Raw genomic sequence first — 13385 nt, forward strand, 5'->3', positions numbered from 1 at the left:
AAATTGAAGCAAAAATCCTAGAAATCAGAAAAGAAAATCCAAACTATGGATACAGAAGAATAACAGCAATGTTAAGAAGATTAGGACTAAGCATACATAAAAAGAAAGTACAAAGATTAGTCCAGAAGCTAAAAATACAAGTAAAGAACTTTTCTAGAAAAACAAGAAAATACTCATCATATAAGGGAACTGTTGGAAAAATTGCAGATAATAAAATAAAGAGAAACTTTAAAGTGGAAAAACCATACACCCAAATAACAACAGATACAACAGAATTTAAGTATTGTGAAAAAGATAAATCAGGCAATTATCAAATAAAGAAACTCTATCTAAATCCATACTTAGATATGTACAACAGTGAAATATTAAGCTATGAAATATCAAAACAACCAACACTAGAACCAATCCTAAAAGCCTTAGATAGAGCAATAAAAATAACAAACAAAAGCAAAGAAGAAAGAATATTTCACTCAGATCAAGGCTGGGCATACCAAATAAAACAATACACATCAAAACTAGAATCTAATGGCATAATCCAATCCATGTCTAGAAAAGGAAACTGCTTGGACAACTCACCAATGGAAAATTTCTTTGGAATATTAAAACAAGAAGTATACTACGGAAATAAATTCTACTCATATGAACACTTAAAACAAACAATTGAAGATTTCATAAGATATTACAACGAAGAAAGAATAAAAGAAAAATTAGACTATTTAAGTCCAATAGAATTTAGAAAGAGAAATGCAGCATAAAAGTTTCCTACCCCTAGGGGTAGGAAAGAACAAAGAAATAGCAGAGCTAGTATTAAAGCTTGCTCTGCTATTAGGTCCAACTTTATGGGGTCACCTTACATTCACTTAAGCTACTTTTTGTTGTACTATTTAATTTTACTTTGCATTGTTTGCTGCGTTTTCTCCAGCTATTCTACCAAATACTGTTATATCTGCTATAGCTGCTGATCCTAATCTATTTGAACCGTGAATTCCACCAGTTACTTCTCCAGCAGCATATAGACCTTCTATCCAATTTCCATCTTTATCTAATACTTCAGCATCTGTATTGATCTTAAGTCCGCCCATTGTATGGTGAACTGCTGGACCTGCTTTTAACATATAGTAAGGACCTTCATCTATTGTCCATCCTAGCATTCTTAAGTTAAAGTCTGGGTCTTCTTCTTTTTTAGAGTTTTCGTTAAATGTTTCTACAGTTTTTAATAATTCATCTTTGTTTATATCAAAGTGTTCTGCAAGTTCTTCTATTGTATCTGCTTTGTATAGATTTCCTTTGTCAAACTCTTCTTTGGCTTCTTCTGGATTAGATTCCATTGTTCCTGTTTCTTTATTTGATTTTTCATCCCAGATTAAGTATCCAACATGATCTGTTTGATCTTTAATTGCTAAAGAAATTTCACGACGTGTTGCAAGTTCTTCTACAAATCTATCGCCTTCTTTGTTTACTAGAAGCGCTCCACCTACAAGTCTTGTATCTCCAGTATAAAGAATTCTACCTGTATCTACATCACAGATAGGATAAAGTTGAATTTGATCCATGTCTACAGTGTCTGCATTAAGTTTTTCTGCCATCTTTATGCCATCACCTGTTGCTCCAGGAGCGTTTGTTGACTTAACATGTTCATCTATTTCATGATCATACTCGTAAGTCATATCATCATTTGCACCAAAGCCACCTGTTGCAAGTACAACTGATTTTGCATTAACTGTTAATTCTCCATCAGGAGTTTCTGCTTTTACTCCTACTACCTTATCATCTTTAGTAAGAATTTCTTTTACGTCAGCTTCTGTGATTACATCTATACCAAGTTCATCACATTTTTTAGTATAATTCTTAATTAATTCATTACCAGAGTGTGCTTCTGGAATTAATGATCTTTTTACTGAGTGTCCACCAAAGAACATTAAACTATCTAACCAGTGAACTCCTATATCATCTCTTAACCAATAAGCATCTTCTGTCGCATGATCAGCTAATACATCTATTAATTCTGGATCTCCTCCAGCTTCTTTAACATCTTTAGCAAATTGTTCTTTGCTATCCTCTATACCTTCTTCTTTTTGTAGCTCATTATCTGGAGCTGCCATTTCTCCACCAGAGATTAATGTATTGCCTCCAACTTGTGGCATTTTTTCAAGTAATACTACATTTGCTCCGTCTTCTTTGGCAGTTACTGCAGCTGCAAATCCAGCTCCACCACCACCTACAACTACGACATCAACATCTTTTGTTGAATCTGTTTTTTCTTTTGTATTTTTTGCAGCTACTTCATTTTGGAAGTTCTTAACATCTCTTCCAGAATCAGCTATTGCTGCTGTTACAGCTTCTAAGAAACCTACTGATGAATTAGTAGCTCCTGATACAGTATCTACTTTTACTGAATTGTTAGCTACGACTTCATCTGTAAGTTTTTCTATAGCTTGATCTCCGAGTCCTTCTGTCTCGCTATGTACTGTTTCTATTGATTTAATCTTATCTCCATCAAAATCAACTGTGGCTGTAATATCGCCTTTATTTCCTTTGCCTACTCCTTCTCCAGTAGTTTTTGCATCTGTTCCACTGTTAGAACCTCCGCAAGCTGAAAGTCCCATTGCTAGGGATAAAATTAAAGGTATGATTTTATTCTTTTTCATACACCCCTCCTATGAATTTGTTACAGATATAATTTTAACAAATAAAATAGTTTTATGCAAGGGTTTACATCTATTTTATAATTATTTTGATTAATATGAAAATCACTCCCTTATATTATAGAGTATCTTGTAAGAAATTTAGCTAAATATACCCTATATATAAAATACTTATAGTTAATAATTTAGACTAAAATTTCCCAAGACTTTATATAAGGAAGTGTCAAGCATTTGCAATAGGTGAGAAATTTTAATTATTTATTATAACCTCTACCTGTTCATGGATTACGCCTAGGTTATGTTTATTTTCTGATGAGTATGCAAAAATCAAACCCTCATCTTCTATATTTAGTTTTTTCTTTATAGCATTAATGTGCTTATGAAGTTGATTCTTAGAAATTTTATCGTATTTTGTAGCTATTACAAAACCAGTAAATCCAGAATCAATTATCCACTCATACATCTTGCAGTCAAGATCAGTTGGATCGTGTCTAATATCTACTAAAAGAAAAACTTCTTTTAAATTTTCTCTTTGGTGAAGATATTCATTGATTAACTTATCCCATTTAGACTTTTCTACCTTAGATACCTTGGCATATCCATAGCCTGGCAAATCTACTAATCTAAATTTACTATCTATATTATAAAAATTAATAGTCCTAGTTTTTCCAGGTTTAGATGATGTTCTTGCCAAATTCTTTCTTCCCAAAAATGCATTTATAAAAGAAGATTTACCTACATTGGATCTACCAACGAAAGCTATCTCTTCTATAGATCTATCTGGCCACTGTGATTTGAATCCTGCTACTTGTTCTAATTCTATTGACTTAAATTTCATATCAGAGTCCTATCTATAACTTCTGAAACATTTGAAACTTCTATAAAATTAATCTTATCTCTAATTTCCCTTGGTATATCTTCCGTATCTCTTTTATTTTTCTTAGGTATTATTACATCTTTTATACCATAACTATAGGCCGCTAGGGCTTTTTCTTTTAATCCACCAATTGGTAATACATCTCCTGTTATAGTAACCTCACCTGTCATAGCTATATTATTTCTAGCTTTTTTTCCAGTAAGGGCACTTACCATAGCTGTTGTCATAGTAATACCTGCTGACGGTCCATCTTTTGGGGTAGCTCCCTCTGGTACGTGGACATGGATATCTTTATCATCATAAAATTTGCCTTTAATGCCTAACTTATTAGCATTAGACCTTATATATGTCATAGCCGCTTGTCCACTTTCTTTCATAACATCTCCAAGAGAGCCTGTAAATTCTACATTTCCCTTACCTTCCATGACATTTGCTTCTACAGTAAGCATAGTACCACCAACTGACGTCCAAGCCAATCCATTAACAACACCTACCTTATCTTCACGAGATATATGATCTTCTAGGAATCTCTCTCTACCAAGATACTTGTTATAATTAGCCATCGTAACTCTAACTTGCGCTTTACCTTCTAAGATTTCTTTTACTGCACGCCTACAAATTTTTGCTATAAGTCTTTCTAATTCACGAACGCCAGCCTCTCTAGTATAATTTTTTATAATTGCCCCTAAGACGCTATCAGAGATTGTAAGCTCATTTTCTTTCAGACCATTTCTTTCTTTTTCTTTAGATACTAAGTATTTCTTTGCTATATTTAATTTTTCATTTAGAGTATAACCAGAAAGCTCAATAATTTCTAATCTATCATAAAGAGCATCAGGAATTTCATTTGCATCATTTGCTGTTGTAATGAAAAATACGTCTGATAAATCAAATGGTATGTCCAAATATCTATCTATGAATTTATCATTCTGCTCAGGATCTAGAACTTCTAGCAATGCTGATGATGGGTCTCCTCTAAAATCTGATCCAAGCTTATCAATTTCATCTAATAAAAATACCGGATTCTTAACACCAGATCTATTGATATTTGCCATAAGCCTTCCAGCCATAGCACCTACATATGTTCTTCTATGACCTCTAATCTCAGACTCATCAGTAACACCACCAAGTCTCATAGTTACAAACTCACGGTTTAAAGCACGTGCTATAGACTTAGCTATAGAAGTCTTCCCAACTCCAGGAGGTCCTACTAAACACAATACCGTACCCTGGGTATTTTTGTTTTTAATCTTTACTGCAATAGATTCTAGAATGCGTTCCTTAACCTCATCTAGTCCATAATGATCTTCATCAAGGATCTTTTGAGATCTTTTTATATCTAATTTATCTTTAGATTTTTTATTCCAAGGTAAATTAACAACAAAGTCTAAGTAAGCACTGATAACACCATAATCTGGACTCATTTCAGGTATAGAAGCAAGTCTATTAGCATCCTTTAACAAAGATTTTTTGCTGTTCTCATCTAGCTTAAGTTTTTCAATCTTATTTATAAGTTCTATGGCTTCACTTTCATAATCACCAGTAGCTTCATTTAATTCTCTTTGAATTGCATCAATCTTTTCCCTAAGAAAATATTCTTTTTGAGATTGATTGATGTTTTCTTGAACTTCTTGATCTATTTCAAGGCTTAGGTTCTTAAGCTCTATTTCTCTAGTTAAAATCTCATGCAATAAAGTAAGACGGGCTTCTGTATCTAGTTCTTTAAGTAGTGCATAGTACTCTTCAGCTTTTAGATCTAGATGATAAATTATTACATCAGCAAGTCTATGAAGATTATGCACTTCCCCCATTGAAAATACTGATTCGTCATATACATTACCGTCAAGCTCTACATAATTTTTGAAATCTTCTACTAAGAGCTTTCTTAAAGCTTCTTTTTTAGCTGTTATTTCTTCATTATCTTCTATATAAGTATATTGCTCAACATTTGCTTTATAAAAACCTTCACCTATCTTTATTTCATTGACTTTTGCAATTGATTTTGCTTCAACATAAACTCTCAAATCACCATTAGGAAGAGTAAATGATTCTTTTATCCCTACTACCATTCCATAATCATAAAGAGCATCAGTGCGTGGATTTTCATCAAAAATATTTTTTTGGTTTACTAAAAATACATCTGTATTTCTAATATTAGCATCTTCAATTGCTTTTTTTGAGATAGCTCTAGCACAGTCAAAATTTATTATTGTATTAGGAAATGCCCAAAGTCCTCTAAGAGGTACTAAAGGATATTCATTTGTGCTTAGTTTATAAACATCTGCCATCTTTAACTCCCTTTTAAAAAAGGGAATGACTAGCATCCCCTTTTACTTATCTTTACTTATTTTTTCTTATATTTTAATTTAGAGTGATCATCAATCGACTCTTTTGTAACAACTACTTCTTTTATTTCAGTTTTTGATGGTATATCATACATAACATCTAAAAGCAAATCTTCAAGTATAGTTCTAAGCCCCCTTGCACCAGTTTTTTGGGCAATAGCCTTATCAGCTATTTCCTTAATTGCCTTATCTTCAAATGTTAGTTTAACATCATCTAAATCGAATAACTTTTTATATTGCTTGATCAAAGAATTTTTAGGTTCCTTTAATATGCGTATTAAGGCATCTTGGTCAAGACTATCTAAAGTAACAATGATTGGAACTCTACCTATAAATTCTGGTATCAATCCAAATTTTAGCAAATCTTCAGTATTAACATCAGATAAGTTTGCAACATGGTCATTTGACTTTATTTCAGCACCAAAGCCTATAGTCTTTTGAGCTTGTCTGCGATTGATAATATCTTCAATGCCATCAAAAGCACCACCTAAAATAAATAGTATATTACTTGTATCTACCTGAATGTACTCTTGGCTAGGATGTTTTCTGCCACCTTGTGGAGGTACATTAGCTTCTGTGCCCTCTATTAATTTTAGAAGTGCTTGCTGAACACCTTCACCAGATACATCACGGGTTATAGATGGATTTTCGCTCTTACGAGTAATCTTATCAATCTCATCGACATAAATTATACCGTGTTCAGCAGCTTCGATGTCATAATCTGCTGCTTGGATAAGTTTTAGGATAATATTTTCTACATCTTCTCCTACATATCCTGCCTCAGTAAGGCTTGTAGCATCTGCAATGGCAAATGGCACATTTAGCTTACGAGCTAAGGTTTGAGCAAGTAATGTTTTACCAGAACCAGTTGGTCCTAGCATTAAAATATTGGATTTTTGTAATTCTATTTCATCCATATTCTCATTATTTGCATTTATTCTCTTGTAGTGATTATAAACCGCTACTGATAGAGTTTTTTTAGCCTCATTTTGACCAATAACATAATCGTTTAAAAATTCATTGATTTCCTTTGGTGTAGAAAGATTTACATTACCATCTTCATCAAAGTAATCATTTTTATATTTCACTTCTGCATTAATAATATCACTACATAAATCTACGCACTCATTGCAGATATAAGCATCTGCACCTGCGATTATACGATCTACTTGCGAACTATCCTTGCCACAGAAAGAACATTTTACATCTTCACCTTCGAAGTTTGCCATCTTTGCCTACTTACTTTCAATTACTTGATCGATTAAGCCGTAATTAAGTGCTTCTTCAGCTGTCATGGCAAAATCACGATCTGTATCTTTTTCTATTTTTTCTAGGTCTTGACCTGTATTATTTGCAAGGATATGGTTTAATCTTTCCTTAATTTTTATTATTTGCTCAGCTTGGATAACTATATCAGAAGCTTGACCTTGTGCACCACCACTTGGTTGGTGAATCATAATATTTGAGTTTGGTAAAGAAAATCTCTTGCCTTTAGCTCCTGAGGAAAGCAATACTGCTCCCATAGAAGCTGCCTGACCTATACAAATTGTAGATACATCTGGTTTGATGTAATTCATTGTATCATAAATTGCAAGACCACTTGTTACAACTCCTCCCGGGGAATTGATATAAAATTGAATGTCCTTATCTGGATCCTCACTTTCTAGGAAAAGCAATTGGGCAATAATTATATCACTCATTTGATCATTTACTTCTCCTGATAGAAAAATAATCCTATCTTTTAGTAATCTTGAATATATATCATAGGCTCTTTCGCCTTTATTTGTTGATTCTACTACAGTTGGTACTAAGTAATTTCTTGCTTGCATAAAATCTCCTTTTATTTATAAAATGGAGGATGATATCTTAGTTTTCTTCGCTTTCTTCTTTAGAATCTTCATTATCATGGTCATCACCAACTGCTTTGTGATACTCTTCATGAGGTAGAGCTTTTGCATTATCAACTAATAATTCAACAGCTTTACGTCTTTTAATATTTTCTTTCATAGTATCTTCTGATACATTACTTCTAAAGATTTCTTTGAATTTTTCGATATCATCAACACCATACATTTTAGCTGATTCGTTGATTTCTTCTTCGATTTCTTCATCTGTTACATCAAAGGCTTCTTTTAGAGCTACTTCATCCATTACAAGATTAGCTTTTACTTTTTCTTCAGCTTGAGCTCTGTATTGGTCTCTGATTTGGTCCATATCCATTTGTGTCATTTCAACATATTGGCTAAGACCAATTCCCATTTGTTGTAATCTTTGGTCAAGATTTTGCATTTCAACGTCAATTTCTTGGCTTACTAAAGATTCTGGAGCGCTTACTTCACTTATTTTTACTAAGGCTTCTATGGCTTGATTTTGCATCATATTTGTAGCATAGTTAGCCTTTTCTTCTTTAAGACTTTCTTTAAGATCAGCTTTTAGCTCATCTAATGTTTCAAATTCAGAAATGTCCATAGCAAAATCATCATCTAATTCTGGTAGTTCTTTTTCTGTTATAGAATTGATTTCCACTTCAAATTTTGCATCTTTACCTTGGAATTCTTTAGCTTGGTAGTCTTCTGGGAATGTTACATTAACATCAAATTTATCCCCAACTTTGTGTCCTGCAACTTGATCTTCGAATCCTTCTATAAAAGTATGTGAACCTAATACTAGATCATAATCACTTGCCTTACCGCCTTCAAATCTTTCACCATCAAGGTATCCATCAAAGTCAATATTTACAGTATCTCCCTCTTTAGCTTCTCTATCTTCTACAGGGATTAATCTAGCATTTTCTTCTTGTTGTCTTTTAAGTTCATTTTCTACATCTTCATCAGTTACTTCTGATGGAATCTCTTCGATTATTAATTCTGAATAATCACCTAAAGTTGGATGTGGTTTTGTTTCTACCTCAACTTTAAATGTGATATCTTTATCTTTTTCTATATCATCTAAGTCTACGGATGGTTGGTCAATTGGTTCAAGCTCTAATTCTTCAATTGCTTTTTCATATGGTTCTGGAAAAACTATTTGAATAGCTTCATCATAGAAAATTTCTGGACCATACATTTTTTCTAGAACTCTTCTTGGAACATGTCCTGCTCTAAATCCATCTACTCTATATCTTTTTTTATTTCTGTTATAAACTGTGTTTACAGCTTTTGCAAAATCATCATAAGCAACATCAAATTCAAATTTTGCAAGGTTATTATCATGAGATTTTAATTCTGTCATTTCTTCCTCCTGCTTTATAGCTACTCATTTGTCTAATATACTACTTTTGTATTATTCAATCAACATTTTTAAGTCTGGAATTAATGTAATTTATAATATCTTTCTTATTATTCTTAAGCTTTTCATCGTATATTAAATTTTCTATTTTTCTAATAGTATCCCCTAGTTCTTTACCTTCTTTAAAGCCCAATTGCTTTAAATCATTGCCATTGATTTTTATCTCACTTCTAGTCTTAGGAATATCGTCATCTTTTATCTCTTCTAAAAGCTTTAGTCCCAAATCTATATTAGAATCATTACCATATCTTGTAGCAAGAACATCGGCTCTTTGCAAGGCAAATAATCTCAATAAATTATCTTCTCCTATATTTCTTAAAAGCTTTCTTACAGATTTTTTAGTATAGATATTTGTATTATCCATATGCCTTTTTACCAAAATTGAAGTTTCCTTAATAAACTTACTAGAGTATTTAAGCTCTTTAAGTCTATTTATTAAAATCTCTTCTGATAAATTTTGATGTCCAAAAAATCTTCCTTCTCCATTTTCATCCAAAAAGAAAGTATCAACCTTACCAACATCATGGTAAAGAGCTGCCATTCTAACTTCAAGAATAGGAGGAGTTTTTGCTAGAACTGTTAAGCTATGATCATACACATCCTCAAAATGAAAAGTCGAATGTTGGTTAAAACCTTTTGTTCTATAAACTTCTGGAAAAATATATTTTAATAATCCGACCTCATCCAGTAATTTTACTCCCCTTTTTGGATTATCTGCTAATAAAATCTTATTTACCTCTACTTGTATACGTTCTTTAGATATATCTGAAATTAATCTTGCATTATTTTTAATAGCTTTTTTTAAATTATCTTCGATTTTAAAATCAAGTGTTGTTGCAAATCTTACTGCTCTTAAGGCTCTAAGCATATCCTCATTTATGCGATCATTAGCATTTCCTACAGCTCTAATGACTTTTAACTTTATATCTACTTTTCCATTAAAAGGATCTATAATTTCATTATTTCTCTTAGCCATAGCATTTATGGTAAAATCACGCCTTTTTAAATCTTCATATATATCATCTGAAAATTCTATTTTATCAGGATGTCTCTTATCATTATATGAAGATTCTTTTCTCATAGTAGTTATTTCATATTCTTTATCATCTTTGAATACTTTTATAGTTCCAAACTTAGCTCCTATGTCAACAAGTTTATAGTCCTTAAAAATTTCCTTTATTTCATTAGGCTTAGCTTGGCTAGTAATATCTATATCATAATTTCTTCTTCCTAAAAGCTCATCTCTGACATAGCCGCCAACTAAATAAGTTTCATAACCACAAACTTCTAGTTTTTCTAAAATCTCATCATTCATCTTTTTTTTCTTCTTCTTTGCCATCATCTTTATCATTAGTAGACTTTTTCTGTACATCAATTCTATAATTTACTAGATTTTCACCATTATAGACCTCGACATATTCAGGTAAGTCTAATCTTACATCTCCATAAGAAGAAGATTTTAAATTATTTATATTTATCGGCTTTGTATTTATCTGTTCAATATCTCTTATAATGGACTCCGGACCTTTTATAACTACCTTATTTGGAGATACTTCTCTAGAACTTTCCTCAAATCCTTGAGTAAGCTCTCCTGTTGTATTTAAATTCACTGGAACTTTTTTAGTTTCATAAACTAAAAATGACACGTTTATATCATCATTTGAAATATCTAATCCAGAAATTTTATTCCCACTCCTATCAAGAATTGCGACAGGCAAGCTGTGAATCTTACCATCAAGTAGATCCATATCCTCAATTCTTACTTCTGCTCTATCAATCTTATTAATATATGAAGCAGGCCCCTTCACTTTTATATCTTCTGGTGAAAGTTCATTAACTTCTACAATTCTACCATCTTTAATCTTATCACTAATTATCAAATTAACCGGCAATGTTTTTTCTATAACTTTTTGAATATTAAGGTTTATTTCTTCAGGTTCTAACTCATCTACTGTCACTCCTGTAGGTGTATCTACAACTATCTCGACTGATTGAATACCTTCCTTAACATCTGCGATATCAATATATGCATAGATATTAGAAGTCTTAAGTCCCACTAGTTTTTCGCGAGTACCCTTTAATTTAATATTAGTAGTTAAAGACTCATCATTTCCAACTATAGTATATCCAGATTTTTCTAAATTATCCTGATTCTTAATAACTACTGGAATGTTCCTATATGTCTTATTTACTGTAGGATTAGTAGAATTTATTACAAAAGTCCACATAAAAATAGCTAGAAGAACTGAAAGTATTTTAAGTTTTGTATCATTTTTATTGTTCATCTGAAACTTCCTTTTCTTCTTTCATTACTTCTTTTACAACCAACTCATTATAAAGTCTTTGTTTAAAAGAGTCCTCATCCAAATATCTGTCTATTCTACCTGACTCTATTACTGAAATATTTCCTGTTTCTTCGGAAACCACTACAACTAAACAATCTGATCTTTCAGAAATCCCAACTGCTGCCCTATGACGGGTTCCAAGTTCTTTGGAAATAGTATTTGAATTAGAAAGTGGTAAATAACAAGCTGCTGCTCTTATCTTATCACTGCTTATGATAACTGCTCCATCGTGTAAAGGGGTATTGGGTATAAAAATATTTATTAAAAGCTCACTTGAAACATCTGCTCCTAAAGTAGTACCTGACTCAACTATATCATTCAGGCCCACTTCTCTTTCCAAAACTACTAGAGCACCAATTTTTTGCCTTGATAATGATGTCATAGCCCTAACAAGCTCATCTATAGTCTTTTCACTTTTTACAGCTCTTTCACCAGTAAAAATTGATCTACCTCGACCTATCCTCTCTAGAGCTGATCTAAGTTCTGGCTGAAATACTACTATGATAAAAACAAGTGCAACTGTCAAAAACTGATTCATAACCCAACTTACTGTATTTAGATTTAAAATATCAGCAAGAGATGCGAATAATAATACAATTATAAGCCCATATAAAACTTGCTCAGCCCTTGTATTTCTTAAAAGTGAAAATAGCTTATAAACAGCAAAAGCTATTATAGCTATATCAATAATATCTGTAACTCTTATAAGTGCTAAAGAGTTAATAAAATCTGTTATATAATTCATAATACCCCCTATACTTTTCTAATAATATAGTACTATTTATTTAAATAAATGTGTACTTTAAGGCAAAACAAAAAAATAGGTGACCACAAATATTTTGTGCAAACTCTTACTCATAAAATATTACACTATCCATATTTTAGTTGTAATTCACATTAGAAAATTAATTAAGTTTTATTAATCAACTATTTATTCTCATTCAAACAATTCTAGCTTTTAAGTAACTAGAACTTCAATTATTATATTAATCTTTTATATAAAAAAATACCCAGTTTACCAATACTAGTAAACTGGGTATTTTATTAATTACTTTGGCAAAGATAAACCAACAGAATTATTAAATTCTATCCCAACATAACATCAAGTATCATCATTATTACAAAGCCTGCTGCAAATCCTAGAGTTCCTATATTTGTGTGCGCATCTCCTTCTCCTGTTGCTTCTGGAATAAGTTCTTCTACTACTACATAAAACATTGCCCCTGCCGCAAAGCTTAATAGATAAGGCAAGATTGGTATCATTATTTGAGATAAAAGAATTGTAATTATTCCTGCAACTGGCTCTACAGCTCCAGATCCTACGCCTGCCCAAAATGATTTATTTTTATTGACACCTACAGACTTTAATGGCATAGAAATTATTGCTCCTTCTGGAAAATTTTGAATAGCAATCCCTATTGATAGAGCTAGAGCTTGAGTGTAGTTTATATTGCCTCCATAATGTGCTCCGGCATAGGCAACACCTACTGCCATTCCTTCTGGTATATTATGGATAACTACAGCCAACACCATCATTGTTGTTCTTCTTAAATTCTCACTATTTTTGCCTTCTGGCAAGTCAGAATCTATATGTTGGTGAGGAACTTTATTATCAAGCAATAGCAAAAATAAAATTCCTATAATAAATCCAACCACAGCAGGAATCCAGCTCATATTCCCCATTTTTTCTTCTACCATATCCATAGATGGTATCAATAGAGACCATATACTTGCTGCGACCATCACACCAGCAGCAAAGCCAGATAAAAGTTTTTGTAATTTTATATTTAGCTCATTACGCATTATAAAAACCATGGCTGCACCCAGTGATGTCCCTAAAAATGGTATAAGCAAACCTAAGAGTATTTGTTTATTCATAATAATT

Annotated in this window: 11 protein-coding genes; 1 reads left to right on the forward strand and 10 read right to left on the reverse strand. The window is 32.0% G+C overall.

Annotation, left to right across the window (positions count from 1 at the left end; translation table 11 throughout):
* The coding region (locus tag J2Z39_RS00005) for an IS3 family transposase (RefSeq protein WP_209813132.1) at positions 1 to 755 on the forward strand (755 nt) is incomplete at its 5' end.
* Positions 756 to 890: 135 nt separating this feature from the next.
* Here the strand turns inward: J2Z39_RS00005 and J2Z39_RS00010 are convergent.
* The 10 genes from J2Z39_RS00010 to J2Z39_RS00055 form a co-directional block, all read right to left on the reverse strand.
* The gene (locus J2Z39_RS00010) at positions 891 to 2648 is read right to left on the reverse strand and encodes a flavocytochrome c (RefSeq protein WP_209813133.1); all 1758 of its coding nucleotides are present in this window, start codon (positions 2646 to 2648) and stop codon (positions 891 to 893) included.
* 247 nt (positions 2649 to 2895) lie between these two features.
* Complete coding sequence (gene yihA / locus J2Z39_RS00015; RefSeq protein WP_117522011.1) at positions 2896 to 3483, reverse strand: ribosome biogenesis GTP-binding protein YihA/YsxC; 588 nt, start codon at positions 3481 to 3483, stop codon at positions 2896 to 2898.
* The gene (gene lon, locus J2Z39_RS00020; RefSeq protein WP_209813134.1) at positions 3480 to 5810 is read right to left on the reverse strand and encodes an endopeptidase La; all 2331 of its coding nucleotides are present in this window, start codon (positions 5808 to 5810) and stop codon (positions 3480 to 3482) included. Before lon ends, yihA begins: the two co-directional genes overlap by 4 nt.
* 56 nt (positions 5811 to 5866) lie before the next feature.
* On the reverse strand, positions 5867 to 7096 hold the full coding sequence (clpX, locus tag J2Z39_RS00025) for an ATP-dependent Clp protease ATP-binding subunit ClpX (RefSeq protein ID WP_209813135.1): 1230 nt from the start codon (positions 7094 to 7096) through the stop codon (positions 5867 to 5869).
* Between the two features lie 6 nt (positions 7097 to 7102).
* Entirely contained in the window at positions 7103 to 7696 is a 594-nt protein-coding gene (clpP, locus tag J2Z39_RS00030) for an ATP-dependent Clp endopeptidase proteolytic subunit ClpP (RefSeq protein ID WP_209813136.1), read from the reverse strand.
* A 37-nt stretch (positions 7697 to 7733) separates the two neighbouring features.
* Positions 7734 to 9098: a trigger factor gene (gene tig / locus J2Z39_RS00035; RefSeq protein WP_117522007.1), complete on the reverse strand. Its 1365-nt coding sequence runs from the start codon at positions 9096 to 9098 to the stop codon at positions 7734 to 7736.
* Positions 9099 to 9153: 55 nt separating this feature from the next.
* The gene (locus tag J2Z39_RS00040) at positions 9154 to 10494 is read right to left on the reverse strand and encodes a CCA tRNA nucleotidyltransferase (RefSeq protein ID WP_245325640.1); all 1341 of its coding nucleotides are present in this window, start codon (positions 10492 to 10494) and stop codon (positions 9154 to 9156) included.
* Positions 10463 to 11440, reverse strand: a complete 978-nt coding sequence (locus J2Z39_RS00045) for a CdaR family protein (protein ID WP_209813137.1) — start codon at positions 11438 to 11440, stop codon at positions 10463 to 10465. The genes J2Z39_RS00040 and J2Z39_RS00045 overlap by 32 nt, the downstream gene beginning before the upstream one ends.
* Entirely contained in the window at positions 11430 to 12245 is an 816-nt protein-coding gene (gene cdaA / locus J2Z39_RS00050; protein ID WP_117522005.1) for a diadenylate cyclase CdaA, read from the reverse strand. Before cdaA ends, J2Z39_RS00045 begins: the two co-directional genes overlap by 11 nt.
* Positions 12246 to 12586: 341 nt before the next feature.
* The gene (locus J2Z39_RS00055; protein ID WP_209813138.1) at positions 12587 to 13378 is read right to left on the reverse strand and encodes a ZIP family metal transporter; all 792 of its coding nucleotides are present in this window, start codon (positions 13376 to 13378) and stop codon (positions 12587 to 12589) included.
* Positions 13379 to 13385 lie beyond the last annotated feature (7 nt).

The sequence above is a fragment of the Anaerococcus nagyae genome (genome assembly GCF_017874535.1).
GTDB lineage: Bacteria > Bacillota > Clostridia > Tissierellales > Peptoniphilaceae > Anaerococcus > Anaerococcus nagyae.